Origin of the sequence: Salinivibrio sp. PR6, assembly GCF_001995955.1 — a bacterium.
Classification (GTDB): Bacteria; Pseudomonadota; Gammaproteobacteria; order Enterobacterales; family Vibrionaceae; genus Salinivibrio; species Salinivibrio siamensis.
This window is the reverse complement of record NZ_MUFA01000030.1, coordinates 1-14737: the sequence shown is the minus strand read 5'-3', so window position 1 is coordinate 14737 and position 14737 is coordinate 1. Positions and strand designations below refer to the sequence as shown.

Here is a 14737-nt window from a genome sequence, read left to right as displayed (position 1 = left end):
AATATAAGCAATAAATACTGTGATTTTTGGTGTTTTATGTTGTTAGTGTTTGTTGTTTATTTTCATCAAAAGGCGGGTGTTGAGTCAATTAAACTGTGATCTCAGTTCAACAAATATCACTATATTGTTGTTTTTAAGCGGTTTTTGTCTAGATTGTAATGCGCTTCCGGCGAGTTGACAGAACTACAAATGTTCTGCACGATTAGCCACGAAGTTTCAGTGAACTGGCATTTTGTTCTTCGCAGCGGTTTTGCTGCTGGTAATAGAGTGACAGTCACAATAAAACAGAGTTCCAAGAAGGAACTCATAATGACTAAATAGAAAAGGCAGTGGATTAACCATGAAAAAGACTATTCTAGCAATGGCAGTACCAGCTCTGCTGGCTGCTGGCTCAGCATCAGCAAGCATCAACCTGTATGACGCAGAAGGCGTTAAAGTAGACGCGTCTGGTGCAGCTGAAGTTCAGTATATCCAGTACATCAGCAATACTAGTGACGCTACTGGTACAGGCAACCAAGACGGTCAGTGGCGTCTAGATGACGGTGACTTCTCTGTTAATACTGAAGTTGCTGTTTCTGAAGACCTAGCTGCAATCGGTCACTTCGCATTTAAATTCGAAGATAGCACTACTGAAAACGATGAGCTATATGTCGGCTTTAAAGGTAGCGACTGGGGTCAAGTTACCTTTGGTCGTCAGCTAATGCTGATGGATGACGCTGGCATCACTAAAGATTACGAACTAGCTGTAAACAGCTTTGGTGCTGAGTATACTGAAGCTGATCAAGTAGCTAAGTACGTATATGACAACGGTTCTCTATACGCAGGTCTTGCATTCAATGACGCTAGCGATGGTGCATCTGCAGACGACGAGCGCGAAGTATACGAAGGCCGTCTAGGCTATCGTTTCGCCGATGTTGATGCACGTGTTTATTATCAGAAGTCTGAAGAGAACGGTGGTTCTGCTCTAGAGCGTGACGAATACAACTTCGAAATCGAATACGCAGGTATCGAAAATGTTGGAATCGCTGCATCTTATGGCCGCACATCAGAAGACAACGGCACTACCGATACAGACACTGACTACATCTCATTGGCTGCTGACTACACCATGGGTAAAACTACCTATGCAATCGGCTTCGACAACAAAGACGTTGAAGGTGATAACGACGACGTAAACGGTTACTATGCCAACGTAAGCTATGCACTGCACAGCAATGCAAAAGTGTACGCGGAAATCGGCGATAGCGACGATGATCAGCAAGATTGGGGCTACGTAGCAGGTATGGAAGTTAAGTTCTAATTGAGCTTATACCATTATTGCTAAAAGTAGCACTGGTTACAAAAGCCGCCTTAGGGCGGCTTTTTTATTATCACGGTTTGGAGTAGAGATGAAAAAAGTAGTAGGTATGGGCTTAGTGCTCAGCACTCTCATAGCATCGAGTGTGGTCAATGCGGCAGAAATTACTTCAGCACGTAATATTGAGTTTGTGGTGGTTGATGGCAAGGAAATCAGTTTTGAAAACTGGGCGCCGCAGCAGACGATTGAGCTAGATAACGGTACCCACCAATTAGTGATGCGCTTTGACGGAGAAGTAAAGCGGGGCAGTAAAGAGGTGATCTTTACCTCCCGCCCGTATTTGTTTGAGCTTGAGGTCGATGGCCGCAATGCCACCATCAATATTGACTCGAAATTGCGGGTAAAAAGCCAAGCGACCAGCTATTTTGACGGTGCCCCGCAGTGGCAAGCCGAGTTCGATAACGGTGATGTGATGCCTTTAGATGCCGTCGAGTTAAAAGGGGATGGCTTTGCCGCCTATGCCGATATGGAAGCGCTGGTGGCGGAGTACAACCGTGAGAATGGTATCATTATCGACCAAGGTGAAAGCAAAAACCTCAACGATGTATTGGTCGAGGTGGATGATCAAGGTAAAGCCTCTATCAAAGGTGATGCCTTGTCGCAGTTAAAGCTTTGGTATACCAAAGCCAGTGACCAAGAGCGCAAGTCGTTCCGTCGTTGGATTATTGACCAAGATTAAGCGCCTCAGGATGATGTGTGATCGTTGGTCTTTAAATAGTCAATAAAAAACGCGCCCAGCTGATGCTGGGCGCGTTCCGTTTAAGCCACGATGAGACAAGCGAAAGTCAACCTCGCGATCACACGGTTTTACGTGCTCCTGCTGTGGCTCGGCGAGTGGCTGGATCGTGATGATAATAATTTGACGCACGGCACTGTGGGCAGCGCTGCTCGGCGGCGTCTTTCATTAAATCATCCAGTGGGATTTCACTTTCACAATCGGCACACAAGCCATAAATCTCCAAATCCATGGCACATAAAGCCGCATCGACTTTTTCTAAACGCTCACCGAGACATCGGATGGCACCAGGTACCCCTTGGCTTTCTTTAATCAGATCCGAAATGGTGAGGTTTTCGCAATGCTTGTCCCAGTCTTCACGCAATCGCGTGGTTAATGTTGCTACTAGCTCAGTGCGTTCGCGGTTAAGTTCACGCCCCAGCTGAGCAAGGGTTGTTTTATCCATGGTCAGTTCGCTTGATTGGCTAAAATGACTTTTATCATGACGCAGTCACACAAGTTGTTACCCTGATGTAAATCAATGAACCGGCTAAAACCTTACAAAGAGTCCGTTTTTAGCGGTCTTGACCTGAGCTATAGTACCCGCTCACTATTGTTATGCTGTTTTGAGTGAAGTAACAAAATGGAACATGATTTTAAAGAGCCTTATAACGTCAAGTACTTCATCGGCTTCCTGCTGGTATTACTGATCCCGACCTTACCTGCCAGTCTCACTTGGCTTGGCATTATTTTTGGCGGCTAATCACCGCCTTATTTACTCGCCGTGCGGCATTCCTTATTCGCCACCCTGTACCTCCATCGTCTCTGACACTACACTTAGCGTGAGTGAACAAGCGCGACCATCTCGAATCGAAGGGTAATAGAGACTATGCAACAAGCACCGACAGCCGCATGGCGTTGGTTATGGAATGGGTTAGGTTGGTTATGGGTCGCGCTGGGTGCGGCAGGCGCCTTTTTGCCGGTACTCCCGACCACGCCGTTTTTGCTGCTCGCCAGTGGTTGCTTTATGCGAGGCTCTCCTCGTATCGCTAACTGGCTCCACGCCCATCCAACGTTCGGGCCGATATTGACGGACTGGTACCAAAAGCGCGCGATTAGTCGCAAAGTAAAACGACGCGCGACCGTCATGATAGTGGCAAGTTTTAGCTTCTCCATTTATATCGTCGGGGCGATGTGGCTGAAAGCGTTACTGGTTACCTGCCTAATTGTGCTCTTATGCTGGTTTCTCCGCCTACCTGAAACGGAATCTGTTGCTGGTTCGGCCGAAAATTCATAACATGACGGTTTGCGTTTTTTACCGGCGAGAATTGGCCATGAGCACCGACAGCTTGAATGTCATCAAACAAAGTATTCAAACCATCCCAGATTATCCCAAACCTGGCATCTTATTTCGCGATGTTACCAGCTTAATGGAAGACCCTACTGCCTACCAAGCCACCATTGATGCCCTGGTGGCGCAATACCGCGATCATGGATTTACCAAGGTGATTGGTACCGAGTCACGTGGCTTTTTATTTGGTGCACCATTGGCGCTTGCGCTAGGGCTCCCGTTTGTGCCAGTGCGTAAGCCTGGCAAGTTGCCACGCGCGGTGATCAGCGAAAACTATCAGCTAGAATACGGTGAAGATACCCTGGAAATCCATCGTGATGCGATTGCTGAGGGGGATAAAGTACTGGTGATTGATGATCTACTGGCGACAGGCGGCACCATAGAAGCCACCGTGAAGCTGGTACGCCGTTTAGGCGGCACCGTGGCGCATGCTGGGTTTGTGATAAGCTTGCCGGATATCGGCGGTGAAGAAAAGCTGGCCGCGCTTGGGATCAGCGTTTATAGCTTGTGCGAATTTGCAGGCCATTAATGCCAGGCTATATGCAGGGTCCCGCGTTAGCAATAAGCATACAGGAAGCGGATTGACATGAGTTACCAAGTCCTCGCTCGCAAGTGGCGACCCCATAATTTTGAGTCTGTTGCCGGTCAAAGTCATGTGCTGACGGCCTTAGCCAATGCATTGGATCATGACCGCTTGCATCACGCATATTTGTTCAGTGGTACTCGCGGTGTGGGCAAAACCACCATTGCGCGCATTTTTGCCAAAGGGCTCAATTGCGAACAAGGGGTGTCTTCTTCGCCATGTGGTCAGTGCGCAACCTGCCGTGAAATTGACGAGGGACGTTACGTTGATTTGCTGGAGATTGACGCTGCATCCCGAACCAAGGTGGAAGACACGCGAGAGCTGCTTGATAACGTCCAGTACAAGCCCGCACGTGGGCGCTTCAAAGTGTACCTCATTGATGAAGTCCATATGCTGTCACGGCACAGCTTCAATGCGCTGCTAAAAACGCTGGAAGAGCCGCCTGAGTACGTAAAGTTTTTATTGGCGACCACGGATCCACAAAAGCTGCCGGTCACCATTTTATCGCGTTGTTTGCAATTTCACCTAAAACACTTTGATGCGAGCCAGATTCAGACGCAGCTAGAGCATATCCTTGGTCAAGAAGGTGTCGAGGCAGAGTCACGTGCCTTGATGCTGCTGTCGCGTGCAGCAGAAGGTAGTATGCGTGATGCCTTGAGCTTAACCGACCAGGCCATCGCGCTGGGAAATGGCCACATCAGCACCCAAGCTGTCGCTGACATGCTGGGGACCTTGAGTACCGATAACGCACTCTTGCTCCTTGAAGCCTTGGCGAATCATGATGCGGTTGAATTGATGAATATGCTGGCGCAGATTGCGCACGTCGGGGTGGAGTGGGATGGTTTACTCAAAGAGTTAGCTAGCCAGCTTCACCATGTGGCGCTTGCCCAAGCACTGCCTCAGACCCATGATGATGACAGCGGGGAGCAAGCACGGATTCACGCCTTGGCCTCGCGGCTTGCGCCACAAGATGTGCAGCTGTGTTACCAAATGGCACTGCAAGGACGGCAAGACCTGCCCTATGCCCCTGATGGGCGGGCCGGTCTAGAAATGGTCTTGCTGCGTATGTTGGCGTTTCAGCCGGTGAAAACGGTACCGTATGAACCGGCTACCATATCGGTGCCGGCACACGATCCCGCATCTTCACCACAACAGCCGGTAAAAAAAGATCCCTCGCAAGCACTGAACGCGTTGAAAGCGCAGGTCTCATCGGCCAGTGCGGCGTCGCCAAACCAGTCGTCACCAAGCCAGGGGCACGAAGTTCAACAGAACCGGCCCATGGGCGATAACCCGGAGAGCAATGACCGAGACACGCCGGAAAGTCCCCAAGATATCAATGACACACGCGCGCCAGCTCCTCAGCAGGCGACGGCAAAGACTAGCGCGGAGGTGCCTAGCGCAGGTGCATCCGGCAGAGGGGCACATGAAGCGAGTGTTTCCGAGCTGAGCCAACCAGCAGTCGATGACTCGGCGCCAGATGCCGCGTCATCACTTGCGAATCAGCCGTCTGCCTCTTCGCCTGCCTCTAGTCTTATTCAGGCTCGTAATCAGTTGCGTAGTCGTATGAAACGTCAATCTGAACAATCGGGGAGTGGGGTAAAAAAGGCGGGGCGGACACCGGCCAAGACTGATGCGTTATCTGTGCTCGATCGCGTCGCGACGGCGGCGGAGAGTGCATCGCCTGTGTCCGCGCCTGAACAAAAGACACCGAGTGTGTCGTTGTCACCCGTGACTGAACCTACTAACGGATCGTCAGAGCCTTACCAGTGGCGCTCTACGCAACCTGTGTCACCGGAGCCCGAGACGGTGCCTTCACTGACACCTAAGTCGTTGAAACAGGCGTTAGAACATGAAAAAACGCCCGCGATGCGCGACAAACTGGTACAGGAAACCAACGCACAAGATCCTTGGTGTGCCTTGGCAGACAGTTTAGAGGTAGAGCGCCTGGTTAAACAAATGGCACTGAATGCGGCGATGTCCCAGCAAGGCGAGCGCGTACAGCTTACATTGCGCCCGGATCAATCGCACCTTAATACCGAAAAAGCGCAGCAGCAATTGACTCAGGCCTTGACGACGGCGCTGGGCGCCCCCATAACCTTGGAGGTACAGCTCGGGGAAGCGGGAATCACACCTTTAGAGCGGCGCGAGCAGCTCTATCAACAAAAATTAGCGCAGGCGACACACAGCCTGCATAATGATCCGAATGTGACTTTTATTCTTCAACGCTTTGCGGCGGAGTTAGAAGAAGATAGCATTCGACCAATTTAAGACACCTAACCAAGAGAGAGAATTATGTTTGGTAAAGGCGGCATGGGTAACATGATGAAGCAGGCGCAGCAAATGCAAGAGCGCATGCAAAAAGTACAAGAAGAAATTGCCAGCATGGAAGTGACAGGCGAAGCGGGCGCAGGCATGGTGAAAGTCACCATGACAGGTAGCCACAGCATCCGTCGTGTCGACATCGACGATAGCTTGATGGAAGATGATAAAGACATGCTGGAAGACTTGATTGCGGCTGCATTCAACGATGCTGCCCGTCGTGTCGAGGAGCAACAAAAAGAGAAAATGGCGGAAGTGACAGGTGGTATGCAGTTACCACCAGGCATGAAAATGCCCTTTTAATCTATGCGCACCAGCCAGTTACTTGAACAACTGATGGACTCGCTGCGTTGTTTACCAGGCGTTGGCCCCAAATCAGCGCAGCGGATGGCCTACCACTTATTGCAACGAAACCGCCAAGGCGGGCTGGCCCTCGCGCAAGCACTGAGTACGGCAATGACTGACATTGGCCACTGCAGCCAATGTCGAACCTTTACCGAGCAAGACGTGTGCGCGATTTGCGATAACCCGAAACGCCAAGAAACAGGGTTGATTTGTGTGGTTGAAAGCCCGGCAGATATTGCAGCCGTGGAAGCCACGGGTCAGTACTCAGGGCGGTATTTTGTTTTGATGGGACACCTGTCACCCCTTGATGGCATTGGTCCGGCAGACATTGGCCTTGATGTGTTGGAAAAGCGTCTGCAACACGAACCGATCCAAGAGCTTATCTTGGCGACCAACCCGACAGTGGAAGGCGAGGCAACGGCGCAATACATCGCTGAGCTATGCCAAGAGCACCAAGTGGGTGCGAGCCGTATTGCACATGGCGTCCCCATGGGAGGCGAGCTAGAGCTGGTGGACGGTACCACGCTATCTCACTCAATTATCGGTCGCCAACAGTTGAAATATCGCTAGAAGCGCCTGACGTGTCCTGAGACCGCAGCTACCGTTGGTGACATTGTCTTCCACCGCGAGGGGCGGCAAGACAATGTGGCAACATCCACCGTCAAAGCAGCGATGTCAATCACACGACTGACGTGTAAAGCCTAGCCTCTGGTTAGGCTTTTCTTTTTTATTGTCTATCGCCTTAACACTAACTGGCTTATATTTGACCACTTAGGCCTTGAAAGCGTGGTACCGGATCCCTATATCCAAGGGGACTGAGTAACGAATTCATTGAAACGTGGGCATCGAGTCCACGTCGCCATTAATCCTCATAGTGTTAGGTAGATTGACATGAGCGTGAAAACCCCAGAAAAACATCAGTTTGGTTCTGATACCTCCAAATTGCTGCAGTTGATGATCCACTCTCTCTACTCAAACAAAGAGATTTTCCTGCGAGAGCTGGTGTCAAACGCGTCGGATGCCGCCGATAAGTTGCGCTTTAAAGCATTGTCCGCGCCTGAGCTTTACGAAAATGACGGTGACCTGCGCGTTCGTCTTTCCTTTGATAGTGATGCCGGTACGTTAACTGTCTCAGACAATGGTATTGGTATGAGCCGTGATGACGTCATCGCTAACCTCGGTACCATTGCCAAATCTGGCACAGAAGAGTTTCTTAAACAGCTTAACGAAGATCAAAGCAAAGACTCGAACCTGATTGGCCAATTCGGGGTCGGCTTTTACTCTGCCTTTATTGTGGCTGACAAGGTAACCGTAAGCACTCGAGCGGCGGGTCTTGCTGCCGACGAGGCAGTGCAGTGGGAATCAACCGGAGAAGGTGAGTATACCCTAGAGCCTATCAGCAAAGCTGACCGTGGCACTGAGATTACGCTGCACCTTAAAGACGACGAGAAAGAATTCCTCAATGATTGGCGCCTACGTGAGGTGATCGGTAAATATTCCGACCACATCGGTATTCCGGTAGAAATGTGGACGCAAGAGAAAGACGAGGAAGGTAACGAGACGGGCGAAGGCAAGTGGGAGCAAGTTAACAAAGCGCAAGCGCTTTGGACTCGTGCTAAGTCAGATATCTCGGCAGACGAATACAAAGAGTTCTATAAACATGTGTCTCACGACTTTGCCGAACCGCTGACGTGGAGCCACAACCGTGTAGAGGGTAAAAACGACTACACCAGCTTGCTGTATATCCCGTCAAAAGCCCCTTGGGATCTATACAACCGCGAGCACAAACATGGACTGAAACTCTATGTACAACGCGTATTTATCATGGATGATGCGTCACAGTTCATGCCAAGCTACTTGCGTTTTGTCCGTGGTTTGATTGACTCTAACGATCTGCCGCTTAACGTCTCGCGTGAAATTCTGCAAGACAACAAGATCACGCAGTCACTGCGTGGTGCGTGCACCAAGCGTGTGTTGTCAATGCTAGAAAAACTGGCTAAAAACGATGCTGAAAAATATCAGACATTTTGGCGTGAATTTGGCCTAGTAATGAAAGAAGGGCCGGCGGAAGATTTCAGCAACAAAGAAAAAATTGCTGGCTTGCTGCGCTTTGCCTCAACGCATGAAGACAGCGCTGAGCAAACCGTCTCCTTGGCCGACTACGTGTCGCGCATGAAAGAAGAGCAAGACAAAATCTACTACATCACCGCGGATAGCTATAATGCGGCGAAACACAGCCCGCACTTGGAGCAGTTTAAAGCCAAAGGCATCGAAGTTATCTTGATGTATGACCGCATCGATGAGTGGTTGATGAGCTACCTGACCGAGTTTGATGGTAAGTCGTTCCAGGCAATCACCAAGGCAGATCTCGATCTGAGCCAATTCGATGATGAAGAAGCAAAAGCAGAGCGTGAAGAAACCGAAAAAGCGTTTGAGTCTGTGATTGAGCGAGTAAAATCGCACTTGGGTGATCGTGTTAAAGATGTACGTACCACCTTTAAACTCTCTGGCACACCGGCGGTGGTGGTGACCGATCAGTTTGAAATGGGCACGCAAATGGCGAAGCTTTTAGAAGCCGCTGGCCAGCAAGCGCCGGATGTGAAGTACATCTTTGAACTGAACCCAGAGCACGCTCTGGTTAAGCGCATGGCAGATGAAAGCGATGAGCAGAAATTCGGTACCTGGGTAGAAATGCTGCTGGGTCAAGCGATGCTGGCAGAGAAAGGCAGCATGGACGATCCGTCAGACTTCTTGGCCTCGGTCAACCAGCTTCTGACTAAGGTATAATCGACAGGCGATTGTCGAGACCACATACTGAATGACTATCGAACAAGCCCGGCCGGATTGCCGGGCTTGATAGCGTTTAGTTAAGCGTGTATGTTTCGTGTCTTTGCGAATATAGACGCAGTTTAACGAAACCTAAATAATCATAAAGGGGATCACTATGCGCATCATTCTGTTGGGTGCACCGGGCGCGGGTAAAGGGACGCAAGCGCAGTTCATCATGGAAAAATACGGGATTCCGCAGATTTCTACGGGTGACATGCTGCGCGCCGCGATTAAAGCGGGCACTGAGCTTGGCAAACAAGCCAAAGCGGTTATTGATGCTGGCGAATTGGTGTCTGATGACATCATTCTTGGCTTGGTTAAAGAGCGTATCTCGCAAGATGATTGTGCCAACGGCTTCTTGCTAGATGGGTTCCCACGTACCATTCCACAAGCTGATGGACTGAAAGAGATCGGTGTTGCGATCGATTACGTACTCGAGTTCGATGTTCCGGATGACGTTATTGTTGAGCGTATGAGTGGTCGCCGTGCTCACCTTGCTTCAGGCCGTACTTATCACGTTGTTTATAACCCACCGAAAGTGGAAGGGAAAGACGACGTGACTGGCGAAGCGCTAGTGGTACGTGATGATGATAAAGAAGAGACGGTGCGCGCGCGTTTGAATGTTTATCATAATCAAACTGCACCACTGATTGCTTACTACAAAAAAGAAGCCGATGCTGGCAACACCCAGTTTGTGACCTTCGATGGCACACAAGGGGTTGAGCAAGTCAGCGCAGAGATCCAAAAGGTTCTCGGCTAATTTTTTGTTTAAAGGGTCAGTGCTCAGGCGCTGACACCTGTTCTCATCGGTATGACTGATGCCAGAAACCGGAGCTGACGATTAGTCGCTCCGGTTTTTTTATGGCAAGCTACGCGTCATTCTCCAAGCCATTTAATCAGACAAAGTTAAATTGGAAAGGTACAACAAAAATAATCGGCTCGCGAATAAGCCAAGGACAACAAACATGACCGAAAAGCATAATCGAGTTGGCGTACTTCTGGTCAACCTGGGAACCCCGGATGCGCCCACCTCTTCTTCAGTAAAGCGTTTTTTATCTGAATTTCTGCATGATCATCGGGTGGTTGATTTAACGCGTTGGTTGTGGTGCCCACTGCTGCATGGTGTGATTCTGCCTGTACGCTCTCCCAAGGTGGCTAAGCTCTATCAAAGTGTTTGGATGGATGAGGGATCGCCTTTGATGGTGTACGCTACACGTCAGCGTGATGCCTTAGCCACCAAGACGGGGTTACCTGTCGCTTTAGGAATGACCTATGGCTCACCCTCGATGACGGATGGTATTGAGAAACTGCAGCAACAAGGTTGCGAAAAGGTCATGGTTTTGCCTTTGTATCCGCAATACTCTGCGACCACCACGGCCGCGGTATTTGATAAAGTCGCCAAATCCCTTAAAGGACGCCCCTTGCTTCCTGAGCTTCGCTTTGTGCACCACTATCACGATCATCCGTCGTACCAATCCGCATTGGCAGACTCCGTCAGGCGCCACTGGGATAAACACGGCAAGGGCGATCTCTTACTGTGTTCATACCATGGGATCCCGCAACGTTTCGCGGATAACGGCGACCCGTACCCGCAACATTGCGAACAAACCACGGCATTGTTGCAGGCGGAACTTGGGCTCCCCGACCAAGCGATCATGATGAGCTACCAATCGCGTTTTGGGCGTGAAGAATGGCTTAAGCCCTATACCGATAAAACCTTGGAAGCACTACCCGCAAAAGGGGTTAAAACCCTCGATATCATGACACCAGCCTTTTCTTCTGACTGTTTGGAAACCTTGGAAGAAATTGCTGGCGAGTGTCGGGATATCTTTTTAGCAGCAGGTGGCGAAGCCTTTCGTTTTATCCCATGCTTGAATGATGACGAGGCGCATATTGAGTTAATGGCGACGCTGGTGGCAGAGCATACCCAAGGGTGGTAGACGGATAAAATTCGTTTCTCCAACGCTATGCAGGCGCAAATTCTGTGGTAGAATTCGCGCCTCCCTTCCATTAGCTAGTTACACGAACCATGAAATTTCCAGGACAACGTAAGTCTAAACACTACTTTCCGGTTCACGCCCGGGATCCTTTGCTTAACCCTGCCAGCGAGCGTGGCTTTAAACGCCCTCATGTGATTGGCATAGACCAAACCTTGGTGGACATAGAAGCAAAAGTGAGTGACGACTTCCTGGATCGTTATGGTTTGAGCAAAGGCCACTCGTTAGTGATTGACGATGAACGGGCTGAAGCTTTGTATCAAGAGCTCAAAGACAACAATTTGGTGACGCATGAATTTGCCGGCGGCACCATTGGCAATACCTTGCACAACTACTCCGCGTTAGCGGACGACCAATCGATTCTGCTTGGCGTGATGAGTCAGGATATTCGCATTGGGAGCTACTCTTATCGCTATCTATGCAACACGTCCAGCCGCATGGACCTCAATTATCTGCAACCTGTCGAAGGCCCGATTGGCCGTTGCTATGCACTGATTGGTGATTGTGGCGAACGTACTTTTGCCATCAACGAAGGCTTAATGAATCAGCTCCGTCCTGAGTCGATTCCGGAACATATCTTTGAGCATGCGTCTGCCTTAGTCCTGACAGCCTATCTGGTACGTTGCAAGGACGGTGATCCGATGCCGGATGCGACCATGCGTGCCATCGAGTATGCCAAAAAGCATAACGTGCCTGTGGTGATGACGTTGGGCACCAAGTATGTGATTGAACAAAATCCACAATGGTGGCGTGATTTTCTGGCTGAGCACGTCAGTGTGGTGGCGATGAACGAAGATGAGGGTGAAGCGCTCACGGGTGAAAGTGACCCGCTGCTCGCGGCCGACGCCGCCTTACAATGGGTAGATATGGTGCTTTGCACCGCCGGTCCGATTGGCCTCTACATGGCGGGTTATAGTGAAGATAAAGCCAAACGCGAAACCTCACTGCCTTTATTACCCGGCGCCATTCCCGAATTCAATATGTATGAGTTCAGCCGTCCAATGATCAAAGCCGATTGCGAAAATCCAATCAAAATTTATTCGCACATTGCCCCATACATGGGTGGGCCGGAACGGATCAAAAACACCAATGGCGCGGGAGACGGTGCACTGTCTGCGTTGCTGCACGATATGTCAGCGAATCGTTACCACCGTGATAACGTGCCTAATTCGAGCAAACACCAGTACCCATTTTTAACTTACTCATCGTTTTCTCAGGTGTGCAAATATGCCAACCGTGTTAGCTATGAGGTGCTGGCGCAGCATTCTCCGCGTTTGTCACGTGGCTTGCCGGAGCGCGAAGATAGCTTGGAAGAGGCTTACTGGGAACGTTAATCTCATTGCCATAAAAGATAAAAAACCGCCAATTGCTGTTGGCGGTTTTTTATTATTGGTCGTGAGGCGTGGGCTTATTGATACGCTTTTTCGTGTACGTTGCGGACCGCACGACCTGATGGGTCGGCTTGGTTTTTGAACGATTCATCCCATTCAATCGCTTTGGCACTTGAGCAGGCGATCGACGGGCCGCCAGGAACACACTTCGCGGCATCTTCCAGAGGGAAGAGTTCGGCGAAAATCTCACGATACATATACGCTTCTTTGGTGGTCGGCGTGTTGTATGGGAAACGGAAGGCTGCCGTTGCCAACTGTTGATCGCTGACTTTTTCATCGGCAATGGCTTTCAAGGTATCAATCCAGCCGTAACCGACGCCATCGCTAAACTGCTCTTTTTGACGCCATGCCACCGATTCTGGCAACAGATCCCCGAAGCATTCACGAATGATGTGCTTTTCCATTTTACCCTCTCCGCACATTTTATCATCCGGTTTAATTTGCATCGCCACTTCCAAAAATTCTTTATCCAAGAAGGGGACACGCGCTTCAACGCCCCAGGCGGCCATCGATTTGTTCGCGCGGGCGCAATCAAACATGTTGAGCGCGAGCAGTTTGCGAACGGTTTCCTCGTGGAACTCTTGAGCGTTGGGCGCTTTGTGGAAATACAGATAGCCGCCAAATACCTCATCGGCGCCTTCTCCCGATAGCACCATTTTAATTCCCATTGCACGGATTTTACGTGACATCAAATACATGGGGGTTGACGCTCGGATAGTGGTCACATCATAGGTCTCGATGTGATATACCACGTCGCGGATGGCATCCAAGCCTTCTTGAATACTATAGGTAAACTCGTGGTGCACGGTGCCAAGGTGGTCGGCGACTTCTTTGGCGGCTTTCAAATCCGGCGCGCCTTCCAGGCCGATAGCAAACGAGTGCAAACGTGGCCACCAAGCTTGGCTTTGATCGTCATCCTCGATACGGTTGGCGGCATATTGCTTGGTCACTGCGGAAATCACCGATGAATCCAACCCGCCAGATAGCAGAACGCCATAAGGTACATCGGTCATAAGTTGACGGTGAACCGCTTTCTCTAGGGCTTCTTTGAGTGCTGCTTTATCCGTGGTGCTGTCTTTTACCCCGTCATATTCCATCCATGCGCGTTTGTAATAACGAACAGGCTCACCTTGTTTACTCCATAAAAAGTGACCCGGAGGGAACTCACTGATGGTTTTACAAATAGGCGTCAGTGCTTTCATTTCCGAAGCAACGTAGTAGTTGCCATGTTCATCGTGCCCATGATAAAGCGGGATAATGCCGATATGATCGCGACCAATTAAATACGCATCCTGCTCCTCATCATACAAAATAAAGGCAAAGATACCGTTGAGATAATCGAGCAGTTCTGGCCCTTTCTCTTGATATAGAGCGAGAATGATTTCGCAGTCTGACTCTGTTTGGAACGGATAATCGGCGGCGAATTCAGCGCGGAGCTCTTTGTGATTGTAGATCTCACCGTTGACTGCGAGAGCTTGGGTTTGGTTTTGGTTATAATGTGGCTGTGCCCCACTGTTAAGATCGACAATCGCAAGGCGCTCATGAACGAGAATGGCTTTTTCAGACGAATAAATCCCTGACCAGTCCGGACCTCGGTGACGCATGGTCTTCGACATTTTTAACGCGATTTCCCGCAATTGTTGCGAGTCGGTTTTAATGTCAAGCGCTCCAAAAATTGAACACATAATCTTCCTCTCTGTTTGTGTTATACGGTGTTTTCGCCGTGGCATGTCTGCGATATAGGACCACTGGTGGCGACCTGTTAATCACACTCTGCCCTGTGGCAGAGAAAGACACAAGTAGATAAAACAAATTCGTTATCCAAACTGACCTTGTGGTAAATATTATTT

General features: G+C 50.0%; 13 protein-coding genes. 11 read left to right on the top strand and 2 right to left on the bottom strand.

Translation table 11 applies throughout. The annotated features are described in order from the left end of the window. The first annotated feature begins 340 nt into the window (after window positions 1–340). Both BZG72_RS15570 and BZG72_RS15565 read left to right on the top strand, forming a co-directional pair. Window positions 341–1300 (top strand): porin, encoded by a 960-nt coding sequence (locus BZG72_RS15570; RefSeq protein WP_077667239.1) that lies wholly within the window; start codon window positions 341–343, stop codon window positions 1298–1300. 88 nt (window positions 1301–1388) lie between these two features. Continuing rightward, window positions 1389–2036: a YccT family protein gene (locus tag BZG72_RS15565; protein ID WP_077667238.1), complete on the top strand. Its 648-nt coding sequence runs from the start codon at window positions 1389–1391 to the stop codon at window positions 2034–2036. A 118-nt stretch (window positions 2037–2154) separates the two neighbouring features. Here BZG72_RS15565 and BZG72_RS15560 read toward each other — a convergent pair whose 3' ends face one another. Continuing rightward, window positions 2155–2538: a hypothetical protein gene (locus BZG72_RS15560; protein WP_046073585.1), complete on the bottom strand. Its 384-nt coding sequence runs from the start codon at window positions 2536–2538 to the stop codon at window positions 2155–2157. Window positions 2539–2961: 423 nt separating this feature from the next. On the opposite strand from BZG72_RS15560, the gene BZG72_RS15555 reads away from it, so the two are divergent. From BZG72_RS15555 to BZG72_RS15515, 9 genes are all read left to right on the top strand, one after another. Continuing rightward, window positions 2962–3369 carry a YbaN family protein gene (locus BZG72_RS15555; RefSeq protein WP_046073583.1) on the top strand — a complete coding sequence of 136 codons (408 nt, stop codon included), beginning with the start codon at window positions 2962–2964 and terminating at the stop codon, window positions 3367–3369. A gap of 37 nt (window positions 3370–3406) precedes the next feature. Continuing rightward, window positions 3407–3952, top strand: coding sequence for an adenine phosphoribosyltransferase (gene apt, locus BZG72_RS15550; RefSeq protein WP_077667240.1), 546 nt, complete (start codon window positions 3407–3409; stop codon window positions 3950–3952). A gap of 57 nt (window positions 3953–4009) precedes the next feature. After that, a complete protein-coding gene (gene dnaX / locus BZG72_RS15545; RefSeq protein ID WP_077667237.1) occupies window positions 4010–6274 on the top strand; it encodes a DNA polymerase III subunit gamma/tau in 2265 nt (754 codons plus the stop codon). 24 nt (window positions 6275–6298) lie between these two features. Further along, window positions 6299–6628, top strand: coding sequence for a YbaB/EbfC family nucleoid-associated protein (locus tag BZG72_RS15540; RefSeq protein WP_046073581.1), 330 nt, complete (start codon window positions 6299–6301; stop codon window positions 6626–6628). A 3-nt stretch (window positions 6629–6631) separates the two neighbouring features. Then, window positions 6632–7240, top strand: a complete 609-nt coding sequence (gene recR, locus BZG72_RS15535; protein WP_046073580.1) for a recombination mediator RecR — start codon at window positions 6632–6634, stop codon at window positions 7238–7240. Window positions 7241–7561: 321 nt separating this feature from the next. Next, on the top strand, window positions 7562–9457 hold the full coding sequence (gene htpG / locus BZG72_RS15530) for a molecular chaperone HtpG (protein ID WP_077667236.1): 1896 nt from the start codon (window positions 7562–7564) through the stop codon (window positions 9455–9457). 157 nt (window positions 9458–9614) lie between these two features. Then, window positions 9615–10259, top strand: a complete 645-nt coding sequence (gene adk / locus BZG72_RS15525) for an adenylate kinase (protein WP_046073578.1) — start codon at window positions 9615–9617, stop codon at window positions 10257–10259. A 205-nt stretch (window positions 10260–10464) separates the two neighbouring features. Then, on the top strand, window positions 10465–11439 hold the full coding sequence (gene hemH, locus BZG72_RS15520; RefSeq protein WP_077667235.1) for a ferrochelatase: 975 nt from the start codon (window positions 10465–10467) through the stop codon (window positions 11437–11439). Window positions 11440–11528: 89 nt separating this feature from the next. Next, the gene (locus BZG72_RS15515) at window positions 11529–12830 is read left to right on the top strand and encodes an inosine/guanosine kinase (protein ID WP_077605911.1); all 1302 of its coding nucleotides are present in this window, start codon (window positions 11529–11531) and stop codon (window positions 12828–12830) included. Between the two features lie 74 nt (window positions 12831–12904). On the opposite strand, the gene asnB is transcribed toward BZG72_RS15515, so the two are convergent. Continuing rightward, window positions 12905–14572 (bottom strand): asparagine synthase B, encoded by a 1668-nt coding sequence (asnB, locus tag BZG72_RS15510; protein ID WP_077667234.1) that lies wholly within the window; start codon window positions 14570–14572, stop codon window positions 12905–12907. Window positions 14573–14737: the final 165 nt, after the last annotated feature.

What these genes read in the sequence shown, in the direction of transcription:
- asnB (WP_077667234.1), bottom strand. Translation starts at nt 14,572, where the DNA reads ATGTGTTCAATTTTTGGAGCGCTTGACATTAAAACCGACTCGCAACAA.
- recR (WP_046073580.1), top strand. Translation starts at nt 6,632, where the DNA reads ATGCGCACCAGCCAGTTACTTGAACAACTGATGGACTCGCTGCGTTGT.
- BZG72_RS15555 (WP_046073583.1), top strand. Translation starts at nt 2,962, where the DNA reads ATGCAACAAGCACCGACAGCCGCATGGCGTTGGTTATGGAATGGGTTA.
- BZG72_RS15565 (WP_077667238.1), top strand. Translation starts at nt 1,389, where the DNA reads ATGAAAAAAGTAGTAGGTATGGGCTTAGTGCTCAGCACTCTCATAGCA.
- adk (WP_046073578.1), top strand. Translation starts at nt 9,615, where the DNA reads ATGCGCATCATTCTGTTGGGTGCACCGGGCGCGGGTAAAGGGACGCAA.
- BZG72_RS15540 (WP_046073581.1), top strand. Translation starts at nt 6,299, where the DNA reads ATGTTTGGTAAAGGCGGCATGGGTAACATGATGAAGCAGGCGCAGCAA.
- hemH (WP_077667235.1), top strand. Translation starts at nt 10,465, where the DNA reads ATGACCGAAAAGCATAATCGAGTTGGCGTACTTCTGGTCAACCTGGGA.
- BZG72_RS15515 (WP_077605911.1), top strand. Translation starts at nt 11,529, where the DNA reads ATGAAATTTCCAGGACAACGTAAGTCTAAACACTACTTTCCGGTTCAC.
- BZG72_RS15570 (WP_077667239.1), top strand. Translation starts at nt 341, where the DNA reads ATGAAAAAGACTATTCTAGCAATGGCAGTACCAGCTCTGCTGGCTGCT.
- BZG72_RS15560 (WP_046073585.1), bottom strand. Translation starts at nt 2,538, where the DNA reads ATGGATAAAACAACCCTTGCTCAGCTGGGGCGTGAACTTAACCGCGAA.
- apt (WP_077667240.1), top strand. Translation starts at nt 3,407, where the DNA reads ATGAGCACCGACAGCTTGAATGTCATCAAACAAAGTATTCAAACCATC.
- htpG (WP_077667236.1), top strand. Translation starts at nt 7,562, where the DNA reads ATGAGCGTGAAAACCCCAGAAAAACATCAGTTTGGTTCTGATACCTCC.
- dnaX (WP_077667237.1), top strand. Translation starts at nt 4,010, where the DNA reads ATGAGTTACCAAGTCCTCGCTCGCAAGTGGCGACCCCATAATTTTGAG.